Source organism: Pantoea sp. y20 (assembly GCF_054903455.1).
The window spans coordinates 2,317,684-2,343,041 of record NZ_CM142816.1; the positions used below are offsets into that span (position 1 = coordinate 2,317,684).

Consider the following 25,358-nt stretch of genomic DNA (forward strand, 5'->3'; position numbering starts at 1 on the left):
CTTGCAGCGCTTATGGCAGCACTGACTTATATCTCGCTGAAAGAATACTTCTTTCCATTTTTCAGCGGACCACTCCTGAGCGCGTACTTGATTCTGGTCAGGCCATCTTTTACTTAAGAAAAGAGAGCAGGTTTTATGGCAAGTACTTTGATAATGAATGATGCAACCCGCTCGTGGAGCGGACTGCGCAAAAACCTCATCGCAAAAGTCGCACTTAGTTTCTCGGATTTAATTGCATTAAATCTGGCATTGTTTTTATCTGCCGCCACCGTTCAAGGTATTTGGGGCGAACTGGATACCTTTATTCCGCCCCAGCAGATTGAATACCGGTTTATTGCCCAATTTAGCCTTTCTATTCTTTGCACCGCCTGGTTCTGGGTGCGTATGCGTCACTACACTTATCGCAAGCCGTTTTGGTTTGAACTGAAAGAAGTGATTAAAACCCTGTTCGTCTTCTCTCTGCTTGATCTGGCGTTGATTGCCTTTTCAAAATGGGACTTCTCGCGCATGGTTTGGGTATTTAGCTGGACTTACGCTCTGCTGCTGCTGCCGCTGATGCGTGCCGTGGTAAAACGCGCCATCAACCGCGCAGGTCAGTGGCAGAAGGAAACCATCATCATTGGTTCCGGTAAAAATGCCATGGAAGCTTATGCGGCGCTGCAGAGCGAGGAGATCCTCGGTTATAACGTGCAGGCGTTTATCTCGCTGGATGATGACCAACAGCATGAGAAGGTTAATGGCGTTCCGGTGATCACCTGGAAAGACATCAACTGGCAAACCATGGACCGTGACAACACCCAATTTATCGTCGCCACCGAATTTGAGCAGCAAGTGGTGCGCGATAAATGGCTGAAGTTCCTGTCCAAAATGAAGTGCCGTTCAATCTCCGTGATCCCAACGTTGCGCGGCGTGCCGCTGTATGGCACCGATATGTCATTCATCTTCAGCCATGAAGTGATGATTTTGCGCGTCAGCAACAACCTGGCGAAACGCTCTTCGCGCTTCCTGAAACGCACCTTCGATATCGTGGTGGCATCCATGCTGCTGCTGTTCCTCGGACCGGTATTTGGACTGCTGTGTGCGATGGTGAAACGTGACGGCGGCAATGCGATTTATGGTCATGAACGCGTTGGGCAAGATGGCGTGAAGTTTAAGTGCCTGAAGTTCCGCTCAATGGTGACCAACTCGCAGGAAGTGCTGCAAAATTTGCTGGCGACCAGCGAGGAAGCGCGTGCCGAATGGGACCGTGATTTCAAACTGAAAAACGATCCGCGTGTGACCAAAATTGGTAACTTCCTGCGCAAAACCAGCCTTGATGAGCTGCCACAGTTGTGGAATGTGATTCGTGGCGAAATGAGTCTGGTCGGTCCGCGTCCGGTGATTGAAGCAGAGCTGGAGCGTTATGCCGGTGATGTGGATTACTACCTGATGGCGAAACCGGGCATGACCGGCTTGTGGCAGGTCAGCGGACGTAACGACATCGACTACGATACGCGCGTCTACTTCGATTCCTGGTACGTGAAAAACTGGGCGTTATGGACTGACATTGCGATTCTGTTCAAAACCGCTGGCGTAGTGGTTCGTCGCGACGGCGCTTACTAATACCCTCGAGGCGATGTCTGTGCACTTCGGCAGGCATCGCTTTTATTATCCCTTTCTTTTTCCCCTAAGAGTCATTACCCTTCCGGATTGTTTAACAGGTCGTCCGGTTCGTAATGCAAAAATTCACCTTAATACTTCTTAGCCTGGTGCTGCTGGCGCCGCTTGGCATTGATCTTTACCTCCCGACATTGCCGCAAATCGCCGAAGGTCTTAACAGCCCGGTGAGCCTCATCCAAATCACGATTCCTCTGTTTTTATTGGTGATGGGCATTGGCCAATTGATTACCGGTCCGCTGGTGGATAATTTTGGTCGTAAGCCGCTCGCGTTAATTGGTCTTGCGCTTTACATCATTGGCAGCGCGATTGCCGCTACGAGCACGCTGTGGCCGGTGTTCTTCCTCGCCCGCATCATTCAGGGTTGCGCGGTGTGCTGCACGGCGGTGGTGGCCTTCAGCGGCGTGCGTGACCGTCTCAGTGGCGAGGATGCCGCACGCGCTTACGGCTTTCTCAATGGTGCGCTGAATATCGTTCCCGCGCTGGCGCCACTGCTGGGTGGGATCCTCGCCGAAGCCTACGGCTGGCGGATGCCGTTCTGGTTCCTGTGCGGCTATGCGGTGGTGATCGGCTTGATCGTCCTGCTGTGGCTGCCGGAAACGCGCCCGGCGGACACCTTACGTGTTAAAGGTTTACCGCTGGCGCAGTATGCTGCCATCGCCCGTGAACCGCGCTTTCTCGCCTTTGCCTTTGCCAATGCCGGCGCGCTGGGCATGGTGCTGACCTATGTGTCGCTGGCGCCACACGTGCTAATGACCGAAGGCGGCCTGACGCCGTTGCAATTCTCTTTCGCCTTTGGCGCCAACGGGTTTTGGATCATGCTGGTTAGCGCGTTCGTAAACAAAACCATTCGCAAAGCGGGACGTCCTTTCTGCCTGGCGATGGGTTTCGCCACCATGTTGATCGGCGCAATTCTTCTGATGATGGGCACCACGCTGTTACCGGCGGCGTGGCAAAACCATTGGGCGCTGTACATGATTCCCGTGGCGGTTTCCGTTGCCGGCCTGGCGTTCACGGTCGGTCCCGCCACCAGCTACGCGCTAGAGCCGTATCAGCAGCAAGCGGGCGTGGCCTCAGCACTGCAGGGATTTATTCAGATGGCGTGTGGTGCGGGCGGCAGCATGGCAATCGTAGCATTGCCCGTTGCGGAGAAGTCGTCACTGGCATTGATGATGCTGCTGGGTGCAGCGCTGGCACTGACCGCCTGGCGCTGCAGTAAGAAAATGCACGGTGGCGTGACCGCGCTTAAATAACCTCAACTGGAACGCGTGGCGCGAGCGCGCACATCAGCTCGTAGCCCACCGTTCCGGCGGCTTTTGCCACCTCATCGATCTTCACCTGATTGCCCCACAGCTCCACCTTTGAACCGATGCCGGCCTGCGGGCAAGGTTCTAAATCGATCATCATCATGTCCATGGAGATGGCGCCCAGCGTTTGCGTGCGTATGCCATCCACGCTGACTGGCGTGCCGGTGGGCGCATGACGTGGATAGCCATCGGCGTAACCACAGGCGACGATGCCGATACGCTGGGTGCCGCTGGCGTGATAGCGATAACCGTAACCCACGCCGTCACCGGCTTTCAGCTGCTGCACACCAATGATTTCGCTGGTGAGCGTCATCACCGGCTGCAATCCGGTGCTGGCGATATCCTGCCAGTCGCCGCTCGGTGACGCGCCATAGAGAATGATGCCCGGACGCACCCAGTCAAAATGGGTTTCTGGATGCCACAGCGTAGCCGCAGAGTTAGACAGAGAACGCGGACAATTGAGCCCTTCCGCCGCCAGTTCGACGCGCTTCATCGGCTCAACGACTCCTTGCGGATTCTCCGCATCAGCGAAGTGCGCCATCAACGTCATTGCACCGACGTTCGGCAGAGCGTGCAGTTTTTGCCACGCCGCATGAGCCTGCTCAGGACGGAAACCAAGCCGGTTCATACCGCTGTTGATTTTGAGGTACACATCCACCGGTGCCGACAGCTGCGCTTTTGCCAGCGCCTGAATCTGCCAGTTGCTGTGCACGCTGGTGGTGAGGCGGTAACGATCGATTAGCGCTAAATCCTCGGCATGAAAGAAACCTTCCAGCAGCAGGATCGGTTTTTTCCAGCCCTGCTCACGCAGCAGGATCGCCTCTTCCATATTCAGCAGCGCGAAACCATCGGTTTCTGCCAGGCTTTGCCACACGCGAGCCACACCGTGACCATACGCATTGGCTTTTATCACCGACCAGACGCGTGATTGCGGGGCCGCCCGGCGAACAACGGCCAGATTATGACGCAGTGCCTGTTGATTGATGGTGGCACCGGTTGGACGTGACATGCTTTTACTCTCCCTGAGGTCTCAGCGCGCCGCGCTGGCGTTACGCAGTGGCGAAGAATGTGGCTCAAAACCTGGCAGGTAGCGCAGCACTGACAAATCATCTGCGGCAATCGCCGGTTTCTGACCAGAAATTAAATCAGCCAGAAGCTGACCGGAACCACAAGCCATCGTCCATCCCAGCGTACCGTGACCGGTATTGAGATAGAGATTGGAGAGCGGCGTGCGCCCGACAATCGGCGTACCGTCTGGCGTCATTGGACGCAGTCCGGTCCAGAACGTGGCCTGTTCGACAAATCCGCCTTCAGGATAGAGATCGCGGACCACCATCTCCAGCGTTTCACGTCGTGCTGGCAACAGTTTGGTGTTAAAACCAACAATTTCTGCCATACCGCCCACGCGAATGCGATCGTCAAAGCGCGTCACCGCCACTTTGTAAGTTTCATCGAGGATGGTGGAAACCGGTGCGGCGTCGGCATTCTTGATTGGAATCGTCAGCGAATAGCCTTTCAACGGGTAAACCGGGATGGCGAGAATGTCTTTCAGCAGCGCGGTTGAATAGGAACCGAATGCCACCACGTAAGCATCGGCTTTGATCACTTCATCGCCACACTTCACGCCATAAATGCGATTGCCCTCACGCAACAACTGATCAACCGAGGTGTTGTAGCGGAAGGTTACGCCCGCCGCCGCTGCCATCGCAGCCAGACGTTGGGTGAACAGTTGGCAGTCGCCGGTTTCGTCGTTAGGGAGACGCAAACCGCCGGTGAGTTTATGCGCCGTGGCCGCCAGCGCAGGTTCGACATTTTTGAGCTGATGCGCTTCCAGCAGCTCATAGGGCACGCCCGCATCGCGCAGCACGGCGATATCTTTGCTGGCACTTTCGAACTGTTGCTGAGTGCGGAACAGCTGCAGCGTGCCGCCCTGCCGACCTTCATAGGCAATGCCGGTGCTGGCGCGCAGCGTTTTCAGGCAGTCGCGGCTGTACTCCGCGATGCGCACCATGCGGCTCTTATTCTCTTGATAGTGCTGCATGTCGCAGTTTCGCAGCATATTCCACATCCATTCCAGCTGGAATTTGCTGCCATCAAGACGTACCGCCAGCGGCGCGTGACGCTGGAACATCCATTTGACCGCTTTCAGCGGAACGCCCGGCGCCGCCCAGGGCGCAGCATAGCCCGGTGAAATCTGTCCCGCATTACCGGCGCTGGTCTCCAGCGCGGCGGCAGGTTGACGATCGATAACCGTGACCTCATGTCCGGCCTGCGCCAGATACCATGCGCTCGCTACCCCAACCACACCACTACCAAGAATCACTACGCGCATAAGCCCCTCGTCGCAGCAAAAGAATAATTAACTATTAACCCAGCCCAACACAGCATAACCCGACCGCTATTGAAATCTTACATTCGACCGACTTATTTCACATGTTTTTTACCTGACTGCACACTGAAATCATGCAACAGCGGCAAAATCAGGATTTTTTATGCCTTAAATCCCTTAATTAGCAATTTATTATGCGGAGGGCAGCGGTTTTGACTTTTTTCAGGAGAAAGCGCCGCAGTCATACAATCCACTTATAAACAGAGCATTATTCTGCAAAATGAAACCTAACCAACACTTGTCATCAGTATCAGCTTAACTAACGCTTTTTGAATGATTTTCTGCCAAAAGAATTCGATTGAGATTCAGTTTCGGATAGGCGACAGTGGACTATCATTGAAGTGTTCGCTCAGTTTTTTGGGCCATCTTTACTCAGGATGAGGCCTTAAACGATCGTGACAGGTAACTCCTGCCGCTTGCAAAACAGAGGTGCGCTATGACGACAATCTTTGACGAGCCAACCCGCAACAGTAAACGACTCAGTGATGGTCCCGACTGGACCTTCGAACTGCTGGATGATTATCTGGCGGAAATTGACCGCGTAGCCAAAAGTTACGGACTGGAAACTTATCCGCACCAAATTGAAGTGATCACCTCCGAGCAGATGATGGATGCCTACTCCAGCGTGGGTATGCCGATCAACTATGCGCACTGGTCGTTCGGCAAGAAATTCATCGAAACGGAACAGCGCTACAAGCATGGTCAGCAAGGCCTGGCGTATGAGATCGTCATCAACTCCAATCCGTGTATCGCCTATTTGATGGAAGAGAACACCATGACCATGCAGGCGCTGGTAATGGCGCACGCCTGTTACGGTCACAACTCTTTCTTTAAAAATAACTATCTGTTCCGCAGCTGGACCGATGCCAGTTCGATTGTGGATTACCTGCTGTTTGCGCGAAATTACATTACCGACTGCGAAGAGCGCTATGGCGTGGAGGAAGTTGAGCGGCTGCTCGATTCCTGCCATGCGTTGATGAACTACGGTGTGGATCGCTATAAGCGTCCGCAGAAAATTTCGCTGCAGGAAGAGAAGGCGCGCCAGCAGAGCCGCGAAGAGTATTTGCAGAGTCAGGTGAATACGCTGTGGCGCACCCTGCCGCGTAAAGAGAAAGAGTCGGTGCACGTTGAGGCATCGCGCTACCCTTCTGAACCGCAGGAAAACCTGCTCTATTTTATGGAAAAAAATGCGCCGCTGCTGGAATCCTGGCAACGTGAAGTGCTGCGCATTGTTCGCAAAGTTAGCCAGTATTTTTATCCGCAGAAACAGACGCAGGTGATGAACGAAGGCTGGGCCACTTTCTGGCACTACACCATCCTTAATCATCTGTATGACGAAGGCAAAGTGTCGGAACGCTTTATGATGGAGTTCCTGCACAGCCATACCAACGTGGTGTATCAGCCACCGTATAACAGCCAGTGGTATAACGGCATCAACCCGTATGCGCTGGGCTTCGCGATGTTCCAGGACATTAAACGCATCTGTCAGACACCGACCGAAGAAGATCGCTACTGGTTCCCGGACATTGCCGGTTCCGACTGGCTGAAAACCCTGCATTTCGCCATGCGTGAATTCAAGGACGAAAGCTTTATCAGCCAGTTCTTGTCACCAAAAGTGATGCGTGATTTCCGCTTGTTCACGGTGATGGATGATGACCGCAACAATTTCCTCGAAATTGCGGCGATCCATGATGAAGCGGGTTACCGCGCCATTCGTCAGCAGCTGTCGGCGCAGTACAATCTGAGCAATCTGGAACCTAACATTCAGGTCTACAACGTGGATTTGCGTGGCGATCGCTCACTGACGCTGCGTTATGTGCCGCAACAGCGTGCGCCGCTCGATAAGAGCCGCAAAGAAGTGTTGAAGCATGTCCACCGTTTATGGGGCTTTGATGTGATTCTGGAACAGCAGAATGAAGACGGCAGCGTCGAGTTGCTGGATCGTTCGCCCACGCGCGGCCCAACGTTATAAGGCAAAAAAAACCGGACTGTCGAAGTCCGGTTTTTCTTTTATCGCTTGCTGGCTAAATCGTCCGGCATGCTTTTCTGCATCTTGTGCCAAATCTCACCGCTGCGGCGTCCGTATTCACGCACGCTATCGACAATCTGCTCCTGCGAAGGATTAGCCACGCACAGGTCAGCCAGCTGGCGATAGAAGTTTCGCGCCAGTTCACGCGCTTCCAGACTGGAGAAGTAGTGACGACCCACGCGGGTATACAACCCTTTCAGGCCATTCAAAATCAGACCATAAATCGGGTTACCTGATGCAAACGCCAGGCCGCGGAACACGCGATAATCCAGCTCGGTATAGGCTTCGGCTTTGTCTTCCTCGATCAGTGCATTTTCCAGCACTTCGCGCGCTTTATCAGGATGATGACGCAGCGCACGGCTGATAAAAATCGAAGAGATGTTAGTCCGCACCGACAGCAGATTATCAATCAACTGGGGGACGCTATCGTGATCGAGTCGGGCCAGGGTTTCGAGGATGTTTAAACCGGAGGTTTCCCAAAAATCGTTTACGCGCGTCGGTTTACCATGTTGAATGGTCAACCAGCCATCGCGCGCCAGACGCTGCAAGACTTCACGCAACGTGGTGCGGGTCACACCAATCAGTTCAGAAAGCTCACGTTCGGCAGGTAGAATGGATCCCGGCGGAAAACGACTGTTCCAGATGCTTTCAATAATATACTCTTCCGCAAATCCCGCGGGGCTCTGCGCCTTAATCACCATAGCATTTATTTCTCGTTGCTTTCTTTATCGTAATGCGACTCATCATACCAGAGCGGCTATAGCGGAAATAGCCTGCCAACCGATTAAAAGCGCGCGCTGGCGCAAAATTCAGCCGTGAATTCAGATGAAAAAACGCTGGCAAGCACACGTTTGCGCTGCTCCTGTGGCTTGCACTTATCGGATGAAGCGCATGGCCGGATCTTTTTTGGCCTCAACGCGACTTAAGTCATTTTTGTACATGATTTTTTCCCTTTACCTGGCTGGCACGGTTGCGCTTTTGGTTTACACTGCGAAACATTAACGGTTACAGGAAAAGCAATATGTTGCGATATTTGAATCAATGCTCGCGTGGACGCGGTGCCTGGCTTCTGCTGGCCCTGACGGCGCTAGCGTTTGAATTGACGGCGTTGTATTTTCAGCACGTCATGGGGCTGCAACCCTGCGTAATGTGTATTTATGAGCGTTGCGCGCTGTTTGGCGTGATGGGCGCGGGCATCGTGGGTGCGATTGCACCGAAAACCCCGCTGCGCTGGGCGGCGATCCTCATCTGGATTTATAGCGCGATTGAAGGCACTCGTCTCTCTTACGATCACACCATGATTCAGCTGCATCCCAATCCGTTTGTCACCTGCGACTTTGCCGCACGTTTCCCAACCTGGTTGCCACTGGATACATGGTTGCCCTCGGTGTTTGTGGCCAGCGGTGACTGCGCCGAGCGCGGCTGGACTTTCCTGACCTGGAGCATGCCGCAGTGGATGATCGTGATATTCGGCGCTTATCTGCTGGTGGCGCTGCTGGTGTTGATTGCACAACCGTTCAAACCGAAACGCCGCGATCTGTTCGGACGTTAAACACAAAAAAACAGGCAGCCCTGGCTGCCTGTTTTATGTTTAACCGTTGCGATCCGGTCGATCGATTATATGCTCTTCCCAATCCCGCACTTCACTCTCACGCACCGCAATAAAACGCACTGAAATGCGCTGCGCATGCATCGCCTTTTTAGAACCGGCGATCAGCGGATGCCAGGCCGGCAAGGTTTTGCCTTCCCCTAACACGCGATAGGCGCAGGTACGCGGCAGCCATTCAAAGCTGGTGAGATTTTCACGCGTCAGCTTGATGCAATTCTCTTCTAACTCAAAACGATGCTCGTAGTTACGGCATTGGCAGGTTTTGATATTCAGCTGATTGCAGGCCACGTTGGTGAAGTAGATTTCGTCGGTATCCGCATCCTGCAACTTATTCAAGCAACATTGGCCGCAGCCGTCGCACAGGGATTCCCACTCTGCGTCGTTCATTTGGTCAAGGCGTTTAGTCTGCCAGAAAGGTTGTTCAGTCATGATGGCGGTCCGGGTTAGCAAAGAGACCGCACCTTATAAAGGTTCAGGTGCGGTGATGCAAGTTTTACAGAACGCGCGTCGAAATACCGTGACCCGCCAGCGATACTTCCAGCTTGTCGCCAGAACGCATCGGGCCAACGCCTTCAGGCGTACCGGTCAGCACCACATCGCCCGCGCGCAGGGTGAAATACTGGCTCATATAGGCAATCAGCGGCAGAATTTTGTGGATCATATCGGCGGTCGTCCCGTGCTGACGCACTTCGCCGTTAACCATCAGCTTCAGTTCGGTGTTCTGGGGATCGCCGCTGAACTCGGCAACCGGAATAAAACCTGACAGCGGACACGAGTTATCGAAACCTTTGGATTTTTCCCACGGTTGGCCCGCTTTCTTCAACCCGGCCTGCACGTCACGTAAGGTCAAATCCAGCGCGACGCCATAACCGGCAATCGCCTTCGCCACATGCTCTTCGCTCGCCTGCTTCAGCGTCGAGCCAATCAACACCGCCAGCTCCACTTCATGATGCACTTCACCAAAATTTGCCGGGATTGACAGCGGCTGGCGCAGATCGCACACCGCGGTTTCCGGTTTGATAAACACTACCGGTTCGGTTGGCGTGGCACTTCCCATTTCCTTTATGTGCTTTGCATAGTTGCTGCCGACGCAAACCACTTTGCTGACCGGATAATCCAACAGAGCGCCCTGCCAGTTAAGATGCTGATACATGCTATTCCCCTGCTTTGGTTGTGTTTGCCGCCAGTGCATCTGGCGATGAAGTCTGGTTCAGTGCCGGAACGCGGCACGCTGAGGTGGAATATATTAGCGGGTTTATGGCGGCAGGCGTGGCGGAAATTGTCAAAAGTCATTAATCGTATACAACAAAATCAGCTAAACGCCGGGATAATTGCCCGCAATAAAGGGTTAAAGCGGGCAGTTAATTAACGCAAATAGCACTGATTATTTCTACAGGATATATTTACAGAGGAATCTGAATTAATCTTTTTTACCCTGATCGAGATGAATGTTGAGCAGACTTTCAACCGGCGGTGGAATTTGCAAATAAAAGCCGTGGTCGCTTAAACCTTGCTTAACTTTATTGATATCCGCGTTAGCCAGCTTGTCACGCTTATCCAGTGACAGCACCATGGCCAGCTGGGGTTTGCCGAAGCCACGCAGCAGTTCTTCCGGCACCCGTGAGAAATCGTCTTTTTTTTCAACATACAGATAAGTCTGTTCACGTTGCGGGCTTCTGTAGATCACACAAAACATATTTTTTACTCGAATTAACCGATGGCGTCACTTGCCTGAATATAGCAGTAACTATAACATGCTTGCAGAACTTCGAATATTGACCGTTTGATGTTATTGCCGATTTTATCGGCGTACATTTAAGGGTCGTAAAACAGGACTGAGTCAGCACAGATGTCGCAAACGCCAATCGAATTCAAGGGAAGCAGTTTTACCCTGTCAGTCGTTCATCTGCATCATTCGCAACCCGAGGTGATTCGTCAGGCGCTACAGGACAAAATCGATCAGGCACCGGCCTTTTTGCTGAATGCGCCGGTGGTGCTAAATGTATCAGCGTTAACCGGCGACATTAACTGGAAACAAATGCAACAAGCGGTGATGGCGACCGGTCTGCGTATCGTGGGTGTCAGCGGATGCAAAGATGAAGCCCTGAAAAAAATGATTGCCCGCGCGGGCTTGCCGGTGCTCTCTGAAGGTAAAGAGAGCCGCAAACAAGTCGCGGCGCCGGTCGCTGAAGCCGCGCCAGTTGTTCCGGCGGTGGTGGCGGATGCCGCCAGTAAAACCCGCATCATTAATACGCCGGTGCGTTCGGGCCAGCAAATTTATGCGCGCAATGCCGATCTCATCGTCACCAGCAGCGTCAGCGCCGGTGCCGAACTGGTCGCCGACGGTAACATCCATATTTACGGCATGATGCGCGGTCGCGCGTTAGCCGGCGTCGGCGGACAACGCGACAGCCAGATTTTTTGCACCAACCTCGCCGCAGAGTTGGTCTCTATTGCCGGGGAATATTGGATGATCGATCAAATCCCGGCGGAATTCTTTGGTAAAGCGGCGCGCCTCAGCCTGATAGAGGGCGCGCTTACCATTCAGACACTTAATTAAGCCCCTTTTCTTTCGTTAAGGAAATCAACATTTATGGCACGCATTATTGTAGTTACATCGGGTAAAGGGGGCGTTGGCAAGACCACGTCAAGCGCGGCCATCGCTACCGGGTTAGCGCAGAAAGGCAAAAAAACCGTCGTCATCGATTTCGATATCGGTCTGCGTAACCTGGATTTGATCATGGGCTGTGAACGCCGCGTGGTATATGACTTTGTAAACGTCATTCAGGGCGATGCAACGCTGAATCAAGCGCTGATTCGCGACAAGCGCACAGAGCAACTCTACATTCTGCCAGCTTCACAGACGCGCGATAAAGATGCACTGACGCGTGAAGGCGTTGAAAAAGTGCTGAACGATCTGGCGGCGATGGAGTTCGACTTTATCGTCTGTGACTCACCAGCAGGTATCGAAACCGGCGCGCTGATGGCATTGTACTTCGCCGATGAAGCCATCATCACCACCAACCCGGAAGTCTCTTCAGTACGTGACTCCGACCGTATTCTCGGCATCATCTCTTCGAAATCCCGTCGTGCAGAGAACAGCCAGGATCCGGTGAAAGAGCATCTGCTGCTGACCCGTTATAATCCTGGCCGCGTAACCCGTGGCGATATGCTGAGCATGGAAGATGTGCTGGAAATTCTGCGCATTCCTCTGGTTGGCGTTATCCCGGAAGATCAATCTGTCCTGCGCGCCTCTAACCAGGGTGAGCCGGTGATCCTCGACGCAAACGCTGACGCCGGTAAAGCCTATGCTGATACCGTAGATCGCCTGCTTGGCGAAGAACGCCCCTTCCGCTTTATCGAAGAAGAGAAGAAGGGTTTCCTTAAACGCCTGTTCGGGGGATAACCAATGGCATTACTTGATTTCTTTTTATCCCGTAAGAAGAACACAGCCAATATAGCCAAGGAAAGGCTGCAGATTATCGTAGCCGAACGCAGAAGGGGCGACAGTGAGCCCCACTATCTGCCGCAGCTGAAGCGCGATATTTTGGAAGTGATCTGTAAATACGTAAAAATTGACCCGGATATGGTGACCGTTCAGCTGGATCAGAAAGGGGATGATATCTCGATCCTCGAGCTCAACGTGACACTGCCGGAGCCGGAAGACGTTCCTAAATGATTAAAGCGGTTTCCTGATTTTCCCCTGCGGTGTTGCGCAGGGGAAAATGCTCGCATTAAAGTGCCTGCAGAATCTCGTCGATACCTGCTTTCAGCAAGTCGCCCCGCCAGCCTGTCTGTAACTCAGGTGTGCGCGACGCGTTTTTCAATCCCCAATGCACGCTCAGCACCTGATTAATCTGCCGACGTGATGCCAGCAGTTCCTGGCTGAAACCACTCTCTTCACTCACCTGTTGCACCAGCGCTTTAATGGCTTTGAACGCCTGTTTGTAGTGCGGATGATCGATCAGATTGGGCAGCGGCTGTGGCAAAGTCGCTTCATCCTGCGCCTGCGCTTCAGCCACCAGCGCCACCATCGCTTTACCGTGGAAGCGGATTTCGTGGCCGTTCAGCCCTAAATGATCCAGCTCGCCAAGGCTGCCCGGCATAAAGCGCGCCACTTTCCACAGATTCTCTTCGCGCACCACGAAGTTCACCGCCATATCTTTCTGACGCGCGAGGTTTAAACGCCACGCGGCCAGGTGCTGCAACGCCGCCAGCTGACGCGGACGTAGCTGCCACGCATTGGTGATGTCGCGCCAGGCTTCTTCCGGTTGCAGCACATCCAGGCGGCGCTGACACAGCATATTGCATTCGCTTAACGCCGCCGCCATGTTGCCGGCTTCTTCAGTTTGCGCCACCAGCTGATGGGCAATCGGCAGCAGATAGGCGACATCGGCAGCGGCATATTCACATTGACGTTCGGTTAACGGACGCGCCAGCCAATCGGTACGCGATTCACTTTTATCCAGCTCGATCTGGTTGAAATGCATCACCATTGAGGCAAAGCCCCACGACAGCGCCTGGCCGGTAAACGCCGCCAGAATTTGCGTATCAATCATTGGGTCGGGCAGGCATTTAAAGCGATGCAGGAACACTTCCAGATCTTCGCCACCGGCGTGCAGGAATTTGGTGACCTGCTTGTCCTGCAACAGCGCCACAAACGGCGTCCAGTCACTGATATTAAGCGGATCGATCAGGATCAGCTGGTCGCCATCAAACAGCTGAATCAGGCCGAGCTGCGGATAGTAGGTGCGGGTGCGCACGAATTCAGTATCCAGCGCCACGGCGGCGTGCTGGCGTGCTTTCTCGCACACGGCGGCCAGTTGGTCATTTTGGTCGATCAGGGTGTAATTCACGTTGTCTTTCTCGCTGCGGCAAACTACGCGCAGCGCTCCATGTTAAAAGCAATAAAAACGCCGGACTGTGCCGGCGTTAACCTGAGGAGAATGGCGCGTTACTGCCCTTCTCGCTTCGCCTCATCACGCAATTCGCGGCGCAAAATTTTGCCGACGTTGGTCTTCGGCAACTCGTCACGAAACTCGATAATCTTCGGCACTTTGTAGCCGGTGAGCTGGCGACGGCAATGATCCAGCACTTCTTCTTTCGTCAGTGAAGGATCTTTCTTCACGATGCACACTTTTACCGCTTCGCCCGACAGATCGCTGGGAACGCCAATCGCCGCGGCTTCACGCACTTTCTCATGCTGCATCAGCACATCTTCGATCTCGTTAGGATACACGTTAAAGCCTGACACCAGAATCATGTCTTTCTTACGATCGACGATGCGAATAAAGCCTTCGCTATCAACGGTAACAATATCACCAGTATGCAGCCAGCCATTTTTCAGCACTTCATCGGTAGCGTCGGCGCGCTGCCAGTAGCCGGTCATCACCTGCGGACCGCGAATACACAGCTCGCCCGCTTCACCTGGCGCCACATCCTTGTCTTCATCATCGACGATGCGCACATCGGTGGACGGCACTGGCAAACCGATGCTGCCGGTATGACAGGTAATGTCATACGGATTCACTGACACCAGCGGCGAACACTCGGTCAGGCCGTAACCTTCCAGCAGATAGTGTCCGGTGAGTTTTTCCCAGCGCTCGGCAACCGCTTTTTGCACCGCCATGCCGCCGCCGGCTGACAGGCGCAGCGTAGAGAAATCGAGCTTATTGAAATTGGCATCATTCAGCAGCGCATTGAACAAGGTGTTCACGCCGGTAATGGCGGTAAACGGGAACTTGCTGAGCTCTTTAACAAAGCCGGGAATATCGCGCGGATTAGTGATCAGCAGGTTGGTGCCGCCAAGGTCAAGGAACAACAGCCCGTTCACCGTCAGCGCGAAGATGTGATAGAGCGGCAGCGCGGTCACCACTTGCTCTTTGCCCGGACGCAGCAGCTTGCCGTAAGTAGCTTTAGTCTGTTCCAGATTAGCCTGCATATTGCGGTGCGTCAGCATCGCGCCTTTGGCCACGCCGGTGGTACCGCCGGTGTATTGCAGGAAAGCGAGATCGTCATTGGTCACGGTTGGGCGTTGATAGGTCATCTGTTCGCCCTGCGACAAGGCGCTGCGGAACGGGACCGCGCCCGGCAGATGGTATTTTGGCACCAGCTTTTTCACGTATTTAACGACGAAGTTCACCAGCGTGGCTTTCACCGGCGCCAGCTGATCGCCCATACGCGTTAACATCACATGTTTGATCGGCGTTTCGGCCACCACTTTTTCCAGCGTGTGGGCAAAGTTCGAGACGATCACTATGGCGCTGGCGCCGCTATCAACGAGCTGATGCTTGAGTTCACGCGGCGTATAGAGCGGATTGACGTTGACCACCACCATGCCAGCGCGCAGTACGCCAAACAGCGCGACGGGATATTGCAGCAGATTGGGCATCATTAGCGCCACGCGATCGCCCTGCTTTAAGCCCAAACCTTGCTGCAGCCAGGCGGCAAAGGCGCGGCTTTGCTTTTCCAGCTGCCGATAGGTCATCGGCTGGCCCATATTGATGAAAGCCACCTGATCGGCGTATTGCTCTGTTGCGTGCTCGAAAAGATCGACCAGAGAAGCGTAACGATCCGCATTAATTTCCGCAGGGACATCTGCCGGATAGCGTTTGAGCCAAACCTTATTCAAAGAATCACCCCGATAATCCTGTTGCGTAGCCATCTCCGCCTCGACAATCAATGTTGTTAACAATATTTTAACTGATTGTACCAGTTTGCCTGTTTCGGCATTTTCAGGTTGCGAAGCGCATCACTAAATTTCGCGCATCGGTTGCGCGCCCAATAAAAAGGCCCGTTCGCACGCACCGCGACCGGGCCGTAAATAACACCATTAATAGCTTATTCGGTGAGGATAGTTTGTACCTGCGCCGGTTGGCCAAGGTTCATACCCCAATACGGATTGGGTCCCCAATATCCCGGACGATGGCGCGTTGGGCCATACCAGATGTAGGGATCAATCGGCTGCGGCGGCGTCATCACCTGTTGCGTCAGATGCCAGCGCTGATAGCCGCGCACATCGATCACCACAAAGTTGTAGCTGGCCTTACCGATATCGCCTTTCTCGGTGCCTTTGATGTTGCCCAGCACCGTGATGTATTGGTTATTCAAATCGACCGGATCGACAAAGCCGCGGATGTCAGCAAAGATGCGGCCAACCGAAGCTGAGCCTAAACGCGGACGCGCGCTCTCATCCAGCGGCTGGGTCGCAATTTCCACGCGCGTTAAGCCGTTAAGATTGGTGACCTTCACCACTTTCCCGCCGAAGCGTGATTCCTGACCGACAAACAGTTGCGGCGCGTTCATCACGCGCAGTAAATCTTGCTGTGGAAGCTCAGAACTTCCTTTAATTGAATCTGGCACCGAAACACAGCCGCTGAGCAGCATTGCGCAGGCTAACAGAGCGCCAGACATCCCTTTACGACTTATTGGCATAGCACTTCTCCTGTTATTTCTCTGATTAGACTGAGCACGCGAAGATAAGTTGCGCGCGGCCTAGCGTCCCGGCAACTTTTTCCATGCCACTTCATTGCGCAGATAAACCGGCTCGGCATTCTCCACCGCAACTGCTTCATCACGCTGCCAGGCGCTGAGCGCCAGCGGCAGCATATCTTCTGCTGCGGGTAACAATACCTCTGAGGCGATAAGCTGCGCGCCTGGCGAGGTGAGCAGATGCGGATAGGCTTGCCAGCCGGTGCCAACAGCCGTCCATTCGCCACCTAATGCGGCAATACGTTGCTGCGCCACGTCGGGTTTGATCACCGCTTCGGTTTCCGCGCCCTGCCATTCACCGTTTTCGTCGCGCTGATATTCAGCCCAATAGAGTTCGCCCATGCGCGCGTCGATTGCGGCCAGCACGCGCGTCGCGCCGGTCAAACGCCACGCGCCCTGCGCCATGGTCGCTAACGAGGAGACGCCAATCATCGGCAGATTCGCGCCAAGCGCCAGCCCTTGAGCAATGCCAATGCCGATACGCACACCGGTAAAACTGCCCGGTCCACGGCCAAACGCCAGCACGTCAAGCGCGGTCAGCTCCAGCTGCTGCGCCTGCAACAGCTCCTGAACCAGCGGCAGAATACGTTGGGTGTGATCGCGCGGGGCGATTTCAAAGCGGGCATCAATCTGCTGCAGATTTTGCAGCGCGGCAGAACAGGCTTCTGTCGCCGTGTCCAGGGCTAAAATTCGGGCGGACATAACAACCTCAGAGAGTCAAAATGGCGCGCATCTTATCACAGCCTGGCACAATTAGTGATCCACTGGCTGACGGACAAATTCGATGGCGCGCGCAATATCGCGGGTGCGCGGCGTGGGTGGCAAACTGTTCAGGAACAGGCCGCCGTAGGGGCGAGAAACCAGGCGCTGATCGCAAATCACCAGTACGCCGCGATCTTCGGTATCACGAATCAAACGCCCCACGCCTTGTTTCAGGGTGATTACCGCATCGGGCAATTGCACATCATTGAAGGGATCGCCGCCGCGCAGGCGGCAATCTTCCATGCGGGCTTTGAGCAGCGGATCTTCCGGCGAGGTAAATGGCAGCTTGTCGATGATCACCAGCGACAGCGCATCGCCGCGTACATCGACACCTTCCCAGAAGCTGCTGGTGGCGACCAACAGCGCGTTACCGGCTTCCAGGAACTGCTTTAGCAGCTGTCCTTTACTGGTTTCACCTTGCAGCAATACCGGCAACGTCATGGAAGCACGGAATTCGATGGCTAACTCGCGCATCATCTTGTGCGAGGTGCAGAGGAAGAAGCAGCGGCCTTTGTTGGCATCAATCAGCGGCTTCATCATGCGCGCCAGCTGGCGCGCGCCGCCGGGATGATTGGGTTCCGGCATGTTGCGCGGCACGCACAACAGCGCTTGCTGGGTGTAATCGAACGGGCTATCGAGGATCATCGTAGTAGCGTTATCCACGCCAAGGCGGCTGGAGAAATGGCTCATCTGCTCATTCACCGCCAGCGTGGCTGACGTGAAAATCCACGCAGCTTTGCGGTTATCCATCACTTCCCTGAAGCGTTCCGCCACCGACAGCGGCGTCAGCGCCAGCGTGAAATGGCGGCTGTTGCACTCATACCAATAGCTGAAGCCGGGCTCGTCAATGGCGCGCAGCCGTTTCAGGCGCGTGCGATACAACGCCGCGCGCTCAAAGGCGGCGTCCAGCAGCGCAGAGCGCCCCAGCGACAGTTTGATCACGTCGTAACAGAGTTCGAGCGCATCATCCAGCAAGGTAAACATGCGCATGATGTTGTTATCGCTCAGCAGATCGCGCAGGTTGCCGCGAAAACCCGGTTCGCCGAGCGTCAAACGAAAATCCTGCGCGCACTGCGCCAGACGATCGGCAGATTTCTGTAGCTGCTGCACATCCCGCACTTCGGTGCGATAGGCGATGATGATGTCTTTGGCGAGGTCCTGCAGTTGACGGCTCGACAGCTGCTGACCGAAATACTGGCTGGCGATATCGGGGAGCTGATGCGCTTCATCGAAGATCATCACATCGGCCTCCGGAATCAGTTCGCCAAAGCCGCCCTCTTTCACCACCAGATCGGCAAGAAACAGATGATGGTTCACCACCACCACATCGGCGTCCATGGCTTTTTTGCGCGCTTTGACCACGAAGCAATCTTTATACAGCGGGCAATCGCTGCCGAGGCAGTTATCGTTGGTGCTGGTGACAAACGGCCAGATCGGGCTGTCTTCGGCCACGCCGTTGCAGTTGCTGACGTCGCCATCGGTGGTTTCTGACGACCAGCCGCGCACGCTGATCAAATCGCCCAGCGCCTGAACGCTGAGATCGCCGCCGGTTTGATTCTGCTGCTCAAGACGTTCGAGGCATAAATAGTTGGAGCGTCCTTTAAGCAGCGCAGTTTTGCCGCTGAACTTAAGGGCACGCGCGATGGTAGGCAGATCGCGATTATAGAGCTGATCCTGCAACGCTTTGGATCCGGTGGAAACAATGACTTTTTTCTTTGCCCGCAATGCCGGCGCCAGATAGGCATAGGTTTTACCGGTTCCGGTGCCCGCTTCTACTACCAGCTCGCCGCCTGTTTTCACCGCCTCGGTTACCGCTTTGGCCATTTGGCGCTGTGCTTCACGCGGTTTAAAGCCCGGAATTGCCTGCGCCAGTGCGCCATCAGCTGCAAAATCGTCTGCCACACTTCCTCACATCAAAAATTAAAACCACTGTAATTATGTCAGGATTCCCGGCGGGCAACCACAACAGATGACATGCGCCCCTGGGATATGGCAGGCTAGCGCAGCAAAATTAAAGGAGAACAGCATGACCATTACGCGTATTGATCCAGAGCACCGCATGTCGGAAGCCGTGGTGCATAACCAAACCGTCTATTACACCAGCGTACCGGAAAACCTGGATGAAGATGCGGAAGCGCAAACCGCCAATGCGTTGGCGGTGATTGACGCCATTCTGACGCGCGTGGGATCGGATAAGAGCAAGATCCTCGACGCCACCATTTTTCTGGTGGAGAAAAGCGATTTTCCGGCGATGAATCGCGCCTGGGATGCGTGGGTTTCGCCAGGCAATGCGCCGGTGCGTTGCACCGTGCAGGCCGGTTTGATGAACCCGAAGTATAAAGTCGAAATTAAAATCATCGCCGCGCTGTAAAATCCGTTCGGGCGTTATTCGTTGTCGTCTTCTTCATCCTCGTCGTCTTCGAACATCGCCCGAATGGCTTCACCTTTATAGGTTTGACGAATCTCCTGCGCCACCTGCGCAATCGCCTGTCCGCTCGACATACCGCCCGCCATCAATTCCTGGATGCGTTCAACCGCTTGCTGCTGTTGCTCATGGGATAACGCTGGAAGACCTGTAAACATAATTCACTCCTGGTGCATGGGGGACGCATTATTACCACGTGGAACAAACGGGTGCCAGCAACAAAAAAATATGTCAGGCTAGCGACCTGCTTGCTGAAGTGATTTGTCCCATGATGGTAAAAAGCCTCGTTCTGAAGTATACGCCCGAAACGCTGTTACACCTTTTTGCTCCGCTAGCCCACCAACGCTGGGCGATGTTGCTGACCTCCGGCCAGGCCGATCATGCGGATAATCGCTTTGATATCCTCACCGCCGATCCGCGCGCGACGCTGACCACACGCGGTGCCAGCACTGAAATTATCTGCGGTGATGACGTCATTCACTCCGCCGCCGATCCGCTGCTGCTGGTGCAACAGCAGTGTGCCGCGCTGGGTGTCACGCCGGCTTTTGATGCCGGGTTACCGTTTCAGGGCGGCGCCCTCGGCCTGTTCGGTTACGATTTAGGACGACGCTTTGAAGACCTGCCGCAGCGCGCGCTGCAGGATCTCACCACGCCGGATATGGCGGTAGGCATTTATGACTGGGCGCTGATCGCCGATCACCATCTGCAACAACTGACGCTGGTTTCGCTCGCCGATGCAGAGCAGCGCTGGCACTGGCTGCAAGCACAAACCGCGCCGCCTGCCGAGCCTTTCGCCTTGACCAGCGAGTGGCAATCCAACCTCAGTTATGACCAGTATGCGCAGCGGTTCCACGCGGTGCAGGCCTATATTCAAGCCGGTGATTGTTATCAGGTGAATCTGGCACAGCGTTTTCAGGCGGGCTATCGCGGTGATGAGTGGCAGGCATTTTTGCGTCTTACGCAGGCGAATCTCGCGCCGTTCAGCGCCTTCCTGCGTTTGCCAGACAGCGCCCTGCTGAGTTTATCGCCTGAGCGCTTCCTCTCTCTACAGCAGCAGGAAATTGAAACGCGTCCGATTAAAGGTACTTTGCCGCGTCTTGCTGATTCTGAGGCCGACCGTTTGCAGGCAGAGAAGCTCGCCAACTCGCAGAAAGATCGCGCTGAGAACCTGATGATTGTCGATCTGCTGCGCAATGATATTGGCCGCGTGGCCGTGCCCGGCAGCGTCAGCGTACCGGAACTGTTCGTGGTTGAACCTTTCCCGGCGGTGCATCATCTGGTCAGCACCGTGCGTGCACGTTTGCCTGAGGCGCTGAGCGCAACCGATCTGCTGCGTGCTTGCTTCCCCGGCGGTTCTATCACCGGCGCACCGAAGATCCGCGCGATGGAGATCATCGAAGAGTTAGAGCCGCATCGCCGCAATGCGTGGTGTGGCAGCATCGGCTACATCAGCCTGTGTGGCCGTATGGATACCAGCATCACCATTCGCACGCTGATTGCGGAAAACCACCAGCTTTACTGCGCCGCCGGTGGCGGATTAGTGGCAGATAGCGACCTTGATGCCGAATATCAGGAAACCTTCCATAAGGTGAACCGTATTTTGCCCAGCCTGCGTGATGGGACCTGAAATGAATTTAACCCTTGAGCAGTTCCTCAGCCACTTTGTCCTGCAACCGCCGCTGCATGCGCCGAAAAGTGCCATCAGCGGACGCCGTGCGGCGGTACTGGTGCCGGTGATCGACGGCGCAGAACCTGGCTTGCTGCTCACGCGTCGCTCATCACACCTGCGTAAACACGCCGGGCAAGTCGCCTTTCCCGGCGGCATGCAGGATGCCACAGACACCTCGCTGATCCACACCGCACTGCGTGAAGCGCAGGAAGAAGTGGGAATTCAGCCGGAACAGGTGCAGATCATCGGTGTTCTGCCGCCGGTGACCAGCAGCACCGGTTTCGCTGTGACGCCGGTAGTGGGCATTATTCCGGCTGATTTTGCTTTGCAGCTCAATCCGGACGAAGTGGAAAGCGCCTTTGCCATGCCGCTGGCGGAAGCTTTGCGTTTGAGCCGCTACAGCGATCTCACCTTGCGCCGTGGTCATCGCCAACATCAGGTTTGGTTATCCTGGTATGAGGATTATTTTATCTGGGGCATGACCGCCGGGATTATTCGTGCGCTCGGTCAACAAATCGCCCTGCCGTAAATCACTTAATGCTTGCCAGTTAAAATATCTTTTTGCTTTAGATCTGATGCGAGCTCTGGCAAAGGTGCCCTTTTCAGCAGCACACACTGAAGCTTCGGAGCAGGCCGGGGCCACTTTTGGGCCGGCAATCCGCAGCGCTGAACGTTAGCCTTTCGCCGGGAAAACCGATCCGCTTCACAACTGTACAAACGGATAACTATTTCTGGGGTTTATAATTAGTTTATTTCATGCGAAAAGCTGCTCGTTATACGGCATGGGCGATTACTATTAGCCGCATAAACGGCTTATGCCGTGCAGAATAAGATTTGTGAGGAGTGTCACCGGTGATTAGTGTTTTTGACATGTTTAAAGTGGGCATCGGCCCATCCAGTTCACATACCGTCGGCCCGATGAAAGCGGGCAAGCAGTTTGTTGATCTGCTGGCCGAACAAGGCAAATTGCAGGACGTGACGCGCGTGGCGGTTGACGTCTATGGTTCGCTGTCGCTCACGGGCAAAGGTCACCACACTGATATCGCGATTATCATGGGCCTGGCGGGCTTCGAACCGGCCACCGTCGATATTGATGGCATTCCCGCCTTCATCAAAGATGTGGAGCAGCGCGAACGCCTGCTGTTAGCCAACGGCGCGCGCGAAGTGGATTTCCCGCGTGAAGGTGGCATGGTGTTCCGCAGTGAAAACCTGTCGCTGCATGAAAACGGCATGACGGTGTTTGCCTTCGCGGGTGATCTGCTCATTCTAAGCAAAACCTACTACTCCATCGGCGGCGGTTTCATCGTCGATGAAGAGCATTTCGGCCAACCGGTGTTGAACGAAGTTTCTGTGCCGTGGCCTTTCCACTCTGCTAAAGAGCTGCTCAGCCACTGTCGCGAAAGTGGGCTGTCGCTGTCCGGTTTGGTGATGAAAAACGAACTGGCGCTGCATACTCGCGACGAGATTTATGCCTATTTTGGCAACGTGTGGCAAACCATGCAGGCCTGTATCGATCGTGGTCTGAATACCGAAGGCGTGCTGCCGGGTCCGTTGCGCGTACCTCGTCGTGCGGCTTCACTGCGCCGTCTGCTGGTGTCATCCTCAAAGCACTCGAAAGATCCGATGGATGTGATCGACTGGGTGAATATGTTTGCGCTGGCAGTGAATGAAGAGAACGCGGCCGGCGGTCGTGTGGTGACGGCACCTACTAACGGTGCCTGCGGCATCGTGCCGGCAGTGCTGGCCTATTACGATCACTTTATCGAACCCGTTACGCCCGATATCTTCATCCGCTACTTCCTCTCTTCTGGTGCGATTGGCGTGCTGTATAAAATGAACGCCTCTATTTCGGGTGCCGAAGTGGGCTGTCAGGGCGAGGTAGGCGTGGCGTGTTCCATGGCAGCCGCCGGTCTGGCGGAACTGCTGGGCGGCAGCCCGGAACAGGTGTGCGTGGCGGCGGAAATCGGCATGGAACACAATCTGGGATTAACCTGCGATCCCGTCGCCGGCCAGGTTCAGGTGCCGTGCATTGAGCGTAACGCCATCGCTTCCGTAAAGGCCATTAACTCCGCGCGCATGGCGCTGCGCCGTACCAGTGAACCACGTGTGTCGCTGGATAAAGTGATTGAGACCATGTACGAAACCGGTAAGGACATGAACGCTAAATACCGTGAAACTTCTCGCGGCGGATTAGCGATAAAGGTCCAGTGCGATTAACGCTTCGCTGGTGATTTAAACAACAGTTGGCTATTTTTATTCATCTGTAGCTACCTCCAACTGAGTAAAACAGATACATTGATTTTGAGCGCGGCCCTTTGTGGCCGCGCTTTTTTTAGTGCCGTATTTTTTATTCAGCCGCGCTAAACCTGGCCGCCTCAATGCCGATAACCTACACGTTAATTTGGCTTCAATCTTTGTTTTGCAAGGTGGTTACTGATGCTCATTCCCCAGCAATTTGTGGGTCAATTTCGCCGTAAGCGACTGCTTATTGCGTTAGTGATCGCCTCGCTGGTTCTGGTCCTGACGCTAACTTTTCGTTATATCGAAGAGAAATCGCGCATTGAGCAGCAGTCGCTGAATTTCGCCACCCGCGCGATTGAACGCTTTGATCGTATGTTCTCGCCGCTGGATGTTTCCGCCAACAACACGCTCGGTTTGGTTGGCGTACCTTGTGCGCAAGTGCGTTATCCGCTGATTGAGAAAATTGCCGCGCTGCAAACCGTGCGCACCGTGCTGCTGGTTAAGGACGACGCGCTCTACTGCTCCAGCATTTTTGGCCCGCAAAACCTCTCCTTCAGCCAAACCTATCCTGAATTAGCTATCAATAATCAGCGCATGATGTTGGCCACGGACAGTGATCTGTTGAAAGGATCGCCGGTGCTGCTGCTGTGGACGCCAAAATCGCTGGATAATCGCGAAGGTCTGCTGCAAGTCATTAATATTGAATTGATGACCAATTATCTGCTGGAGCCGCAGTTGCCGTGGGTTGAGCGCGCCATTTTCAACGTGGGTGGTCAGAGCCTTGAATACGGTAATCCGCTGATTGAACAAACTGAACCGTCTGAAGATGAAGTGGCGTACGATCAGGCATCACTGCGCTATCCGTTTAGCATCACCTTGTACGGCCCTTCTCCCGCCCGGCTGGCGCTTAACACGCTACCTTCACAGCTGCCGCTGGCGCTGATGCTCAGCCTGCTGATGGGGTACATCGTCTGGCTGGCGACCGCCAATCGCATGAGCCTCAGTTGGCAAATCAGTTATGGCATCACCGCTAACGAATTTATGGTTTATTGCCAGCCGCTGATTAACGCTAAAAGCGGCGAGTGTGACGGCATGGAGCTGCTGCTGCGCTGGCATAACCAGCGTCAGGGCTGGATTGCGCCGGACGTGTTTATTCCGCTGGCCGAGCGGCAAAACCTGATCGCCCCGTTGACCCGCTTCGTGCTGGCGAAAGTCGTGGCTGAGCTGCCCAATCTGCCGCAATGTCCGTCGTTCCACATTGCGATTAACGTTGCCGCCAGCCATTTTCGCGATCGCGCCATTGTGGAAGATCTGCAAAATATCTGGTGGCCGGCCAATCCCATGCCAAAACTAGTGGTTGAGCTGACGGAGCGTGACGCTTTGCCCATCATCGATCAATCGGTGGTGTCGCAACTGCATGAAATTGGTGTGCGTCTGGCGATTGATGATTTCGGTACCGGCCACAGTTCGCTGGCTTATCTGAAAGACCTCCAACCGGATGTGCTTAAAATCGACAAGATTTTCACCGCCGCCATTGGCACCGATGCGATTAACGCGACCGTTACCGATATGGTGATCTCGCTGGCGCAGCGCCTGAATATTTCACTGGTGGCGGAAGGTGTGGAAACTGCCGAGCAGGCACACTATCTACGTGAGCGCGGCGTCGACCATCTGCAAGGCTATTTCTACGCGCGCCCGATGCCGATTGAGGATTTCCCGCAATGGCTGGAGCAGCATCAGGCGCAGCTAAGCGCATAAAAAAACGGCCACTCCTTTTGGC

24 protein-coding genes are annotated in these 25,358 nt (G+C 54.6%); 12 read left to right on the forward strand and 12 right to left on the reverse strand.

What is annotated here, in order from left to right:
- Positions 1-135: 135 nt before the first annotated feature.
- Positions 136-1,602 carry an undecaprenyl-phosphate galactose phosphotransferase WbaP gene (wbaP, locus tag ACYAC5_RS10865; protein ID WP_008110368.1) on the forward strand — a complete coding sequence of 489 codons (1,467 nt, stop codon included), beginning with the start codon at positions 136-138 and terminating at the stop codon, positions 1,600-1,602.
- 113 nt (positions 1,603-1,715) lie between these two features.
- Positions 1,716-2,909 (forward strand): multidrug effflux MFS transporter, encoded by a 1,194-nt coding sequence (locus ACYAC5_RS10870; RefSeq protein ID WP_462061724.1) that lies wholly within the window; start codon positions 1,716-1,718, stop codon positions 2,907-2,909.
- Here ACYAC5_RS10870 and dadX read toward each other — a convergent pair.
- Together dadX and ACYAC5_RS10880 are read right to left on the reverse strand one after the other, a co-directional pair.
- Positions 2,902-3,972, reverse strand: coding sequence for a catabolic alanine racemase DadX (gene dadX, locus ACYAC5_RS10875; protein ID WP_462061725.1), 1,071 nt, complete (start codon positions 3,970-3,972; stop codon positions 2,902-2,904). The genes ACYAC5_RS10870 and dadX overlap by 8 nt on opposite strands.
- Positions 3,973-3,993: 21 nt before the next feature.
- Complete coding sequence (locus ACYAC5_RS10880) at positions 3,994-5,295, reverse strand: D-amino acid dehydrogenase (RefSeq protein ID WP_101764206.1); 1,302 nt, start codon at positions 5,293-5,295, stop codon at positions 3,994-3,996.
- A 493-nt stretch (positions 5,296-5,788) separates the two neighbouring features.
- Between ACYAC5_RS10880 and ACYAC5_RS10885 the strand changes: the two genes are divergently transcribed.
- On the forward strand, positions 5,789-7,324 hold the full coding sequence (locus tag ACYAC5_RS10885) for a SpoVR family protein (RefSeq protein WP_101764205.1): 1,536 nt from the start codon (positions 5,789-5,791) through the stop codon (positions 7,322-7,324).
- A gap of 38 nt (positions 7,325-7,362) precedes the next feature.
- Here the strand turns inward: ACYAC5_RS10885 and fadR are convergent, their stop codons facing one another.
- Positions 7,363-8,082 carry a fatty acid metabolism transcriptional regulator FadR gene (gene fadR / locus ACYAC5_RS10890; RefSeq protein WP_101764204.1) on the reverse strand — a complete coding sequence of 240 codons (720 nt, stop codon included), beginning with the start codon at positions 8,080-8,082 and terminating at the stop codon, positions 7,363-7,365.
- Positions 8,083-8,402: 320 nt separating this feature from the next.
- Between fadR and dsbB the strand changes: the two genes are divergently transcribed.
- On the forward strand, positions 8,403-8,933 hold the full coding sequence (gene dsbB / locus ACYAC5_RS10895) for a disulfide bond formation protein DsbB (protein WP_462061727.1): 531 nt from the start codon (positions 8,403-8,405) through the stop codon (positions 8,931-8,933).
- A gap of 39 nt (positions 8,934-8,972) precedes the next feature.
- On the opposite strand, the gene ACYAC5_RS10900 is transcribed toward dsbB, so the two are convergent.
- From ACYAC5_RS10900 to ACYAC5_RS10910, 3 genes are all read right to left on the reverse strand, one after another.
- Positions 8,973-9,419: a YcgN family cysteine cluster protein gene (locus ACYAC5_RS10900; RefSeq protein WP_008110381.1), complete on the reverse strand. Its 447-nt coding sequence runs from the start codon at positions 9,417-9,419 to the stop codon at positions 8,973-8,975.
- Between the two features lie 64 nt (positions 9,420-9,483).
- Complete coding sequence (locus ACYAC5_RS10905; RefSeq protein WP_462061728.1) at positions 9,484-10,143, reverse strand: fumarylacetoacetate hydrolase family protein; 660 nt, start codon at positions 10,141-10,143, stop codon at positions 9,484-9,486.
- A 267-nt stretch (positions 10,144-10,410) separates the two neighbouring features.
- Positions 10,411-10,686, reverse strand: a complete 276-nt coding sequence (locus ACYAC5_RS10910) for a YcgL domain-containing protein (RefSeq protein WP_110866280.1) — start codon at positions 10,684-10,686, stop codon at positions 10,411-10,413.
- 153 nt (positions 10,687-10,839) lie between these two features.
- On the opposite strand from ACYAC5_RS10910, the gene minC reads away from it, so the two are divergent.
- The 3 genes from minC to minE are packed head-to-tail and all read left to right on the forward strand — an operon-like array spanning position 10,840 to position 12,669.
- On the forward strand, positions 10,840-11,550 hold the full coding sequence (gene minC, locus ACYAC5_RS10915; protein ID WP_110866281.1) for a septum site-determining protein MinC: 711 nt from the start codon (positions 10,840-10,842) through the stop codon (positions 11,548-11,550).
- 33 nt (positions 11,551-11,583) lie between these two features.
- Positions 11,584-12,396 (forward strand): septum site-determining protein MinD, encoded by an 813-nt coding sequence (gene minD / locus ACYAC5_RS10920; protein WP_007889662.1) that lies wholly within the window; start codon positions 11,584-11,586, stop codon positions 12,394-12,396.
- Positions 12,397-12,399: 3 nt separating this feature from the next.
- Positions 12,400-12,669 carry a cell division topological specificity factor MinE gene (minE, locus tag ACYAC5_RS10925; RefSeq protein WP_007889661.1) on the forward strand — a complete coding sequence of 90 codons (270 nt, stop codon included), beginning with the start codon at positions 12,400-12,402 and terminating at the stop codon, positions 12,667-12,669.
- A 55-nt stretch (positions 12,670-12,724) separates the two neighbouring features.
- Here minE and rnd read toward each other — a convergent pair whose 3' ends face one another.
- The 5 genes from rnd to ACYAC5_RS10950 all read right to left on the reverse strand — a co-directional run bounded on the left by rnd (position 12,725) and on the right by ACYAC5_RS10950 (position 19,145).
- On the reverse strand, positions 12,725-13,846 hold the full coding sequence (gene rnd / locus ACYAC5_RS10930) for a ribonuclease D (RefSeq protein WP_462061729.1): 1,122 nt from the start codon (positions 13,844-13,846) through the stop codon (positions 12,725-12,727).
- 98 nt (positions 13,847-13,944) lie between these two features.
- On the reverse strand, positions 13,945-15,621 hold the full coding sequence (gene fadD / locus ACYAC5_RS10935; RefSeq protein ID WP_309834402.1) for a long-chain-fatty-acid--CoA ligase FadD: 1,677 nt from the start codon (positions 15,619-15,621) through the stop codon (positions 13,945-13,947).
- A gap of 209 nt (positions 15,622-15,830) precedes the next feature.
- Entirely contained in the window at positions 15,831-16,424 is a 594-nt protein-coding gene (locus ACYAC5_RS10940; RefSeq protein WP_280171753.1) for a Slp family lipoprotein, read from the reverse strand.
- A gap of 60 nt (positions 16,425-16,484) precedes the next feature.
- Entirely contained in the window at positions 16,485-17,183 is a 699-nt protein-coding gene (tsaB, locus tag ACYAC5_RS10945; protein WP_101764196.1) for a tRNA (adenosine(37)-N6)-threonylcarbamoyltransferase complex dimerization subunit type 1 TsaB, read from the reverse strand.
- A 51-nt stretch (positions 17,184-17,234) separates the two neighbouring features.
- Complete coding sequence (locus ACYAC5_RS10950) at positions 17,235-19,145, reverse strand: ATP-dependent DNA helicase (RefSeq protein WP_176970030.1); 1,911 nt, start codon at positions 19,143-19,145, stop codon at positions 17,235-17,237.
- A gap of 124 nt (positions 19,146-19,269) precedes the next feature.
- On the opposite strand from ACYAC5_RS10950, the gene ACYAC5_RS10955 reads away from it, so the two are divergent.
- Complete coding sequence (locus ACYAC5_RS10955; protein ID WP_061718729.1) at positions 19,270-19,614, forward strand: RidA family protein; 345 nt, start codon at positions 19,270-19,272, stop codon at positions 19,612-19,614.
- Positions 19,615-19,628: 14 nt separating this feature from the next.
- Here ACYAC5_RS10955 and ACYAC5_RS10960 read toward each other — a convergent pair whose 3' ends face one another.
- Positions 19,629-19,826, reverse strand: coding sequence for a YoaH family protein (locus ACYAC5_RS10960; protein WP_008110398.1), 198 nt, complete (start codon positions 19,824-19,826; stop codon positions 19,629-19,631).
- A gap of 110 nt (positions 19,827-19,936) precedes the next feature.
- Between ACYAC5_RS10960 and pabB the strand changes: the two genes are divergently transcribed.
- From pabB to ACYAC5_RS10980, 4 genes are all read left to right on the forward strand, one after another.
- Positions 19,937-21,295 carry an aminodeoxychorismate synthase component 1 gene (gene pabB / locus ACYAC5_RS10965; protein WP_462061730.1) on the forward strand — a complete coding sequence of 453 codons (1,359 nt, stop codon included), beginning with the start codon at positions 19,937-19,939 and terminating at the stop codon, positions 21,293-21,295.
- Position 21,296: 1 nt separating this feature from the next.
- Positions 21,297-21,866, forward strand: coding sequence for a CoA pyrophosphatase (locus tag ACYAC5_RS10970; RefSeq protein ID WP_462061731.1), 570 nt, complete (start codon positions 21,297-21,299; stop codon positions 21,864-21,866).
- A gap of 323 nt (positions 21,867-22,189) precedes the next feature.
- Complete coding sequence (locus ACYAC5_RS10975; protein WP_101764191.1) at positions 22,190-23,554, forward strand: L-serine ammonia-lyase; 1,365 nt, start codon at positions 22,190-22,192, stop codon at positions 23,552-23,554.
- Between the two features lie 219 nt (positions 23,555-23,773).
- The gene (locus ACYAC5_RS10980; RefSeq protein WP_192234061.1) at positions 23,774-25,336 is read left to right on the forward strand and encodes an EAL domain-containing protein; all 1,563 of its coding nucleotides are present in this window, start codon (positions 23,774-23,776) and stop codon (positions 25,334-25,336) included.
- The last annotated feature ends 22 nt before the right edge of the window (positions 25,337-25,358 follow it).

Bases quoted from the DNA above. Each gene is read 5' to 3' on its own strand.
- wbaP (WP_008110368.1), top strand. From the start codon at position 136: ATGGCAAGTACTTTGATAATGAATGATGCAACCCGCTCGTGGAGCGGA.
- ACYAC5_RS10870 (WP_462061724.1), top strand. From the start codon at position 1,716: ATGCAAAAATTCACCTTAATACTTCTTAGCCTGGTGCTGCTGGCGCCG.
- dadX (WP_462061725.1), bottom strand. From the start codon at position 3,972: ATGTCACGTCCAACCGGTGCCACCATCAATCAACAGGCACTGCGTCAT.
- ACYAC5_RS10880 (WP_101764206.1), bottom strand. From the start codon at position 5,295: ATGCGCGTAGTGATTCTTGGTAGTGGTGTGGTTGGGGTAGCGAGCGCA.
- ACYAC5_RS10885 (WP_101764205.1), top strand. From the start codon at position 5,789: ATGACGACAATCTTTGACGAGCCAACCCGCAACAGTAAACGACTCAGT.
- fadR (WP_101764204.1), bottom strand. From the start codon at position 8,082: ATGGTGATTAAGGCGCAGAGCCCCGCGGGATTTGCGGAAGAGTATATT.
- dsbB (WP_462061727.1), top strand. From the start codon at position 8,403: ATGTTGCGATATTTGAATCAATGCTCGCGTGGACGCGGTGCCTGGCTT.
- ACYAC5_RS10900 (WP_008110381.1), bottom strand. From the start codon at position 9,419: ATGACTGAACAACCTTTCTGGCAGACTAAACGCCTTGACCAAATGAAC.
- ACYAC5_RS10905 (WP_462061728.1), bottom strand. From the start codon at position 10,143: ATGTATCAGCATCTTAACTGGCAGGGCGCTCTGTTGGATTATCCGGTC.
- ACYAC5_RS10910 (WP_110866280.1), bottom strand. From the start codon at position 10,686: ATGTTTTGTGTGATCTACAGAAGCCCGCAACGTGAACAGACTTATCTG.
- minC (WP_110866281.1), top strand. From the start codon at position 10,840: ATGTCGCAAACGCCAATCGAATTCAAGGGAAGCAGTTTTACCCTGTCA.
- minD (WP_007889662.1), top strand. From the start codon at position 11,584: ATGGCACGCATTATTGTAGTTACATCGGGTAAAGGGGGCGTTGGCAAG.
- minE (WP_007889661.1), top strand. From the start codon at position 12,400: ATGGCATTACTTGATTTCTTTTTATCCCGTAAGAAGAACACAGCCAAT.
- ACYAC5_RS10940 (WP_280171753.1), bottom strand. From the start codon at position 16,424: ATGCCAATAAGTCGTAAAGGGATGTCTGGCGCTCTGTTAGCCTGCGCA.
- tsaB (WP_101764196.1), bottom strand. From the start codon at position 17,183: ATGTCCGCCCGAATTTTAGCCCTGGACACGGCGACAGAAGCCTGTTCT.
- ACYAC5_RS10955 (WP_061718729.1), top strand. From the start codon at position 19,270: ATGACCATTACGCGTATTGATCCAGAGCACCGCATGTCGGAAGCCGTG.
- ACYAC5_RS10960 (WP_008110398.1), bottom strand. From the start codon at position 19,826: ATGTTTACAGGTCTTCCAGCGTTATCCCATGAGCAACAGCAGCAAGCG.
- pabB (WP_462061730.1), top strand. From the start codon at position 19,937: ATGATGGTAAAAAGCCTCGTTCTGAAGTATACGCCCGAAACGCTGTTA.
- ACYAC5_RS10970 (WP_462061731.1), top strand. From the start codon at position 21,297: ATGAATTTAACCCTTGAGCAGTTCCTCAGCCACTTTGTCCTGCAACCG.
- ACYAC5_RS10980 (WP_192234061.1), top strand. From the start codon at position 23,774: ATGCTCATTCCCCAGCAATTTGTGGGTCAATTTCGCCGTAAGCGACTG.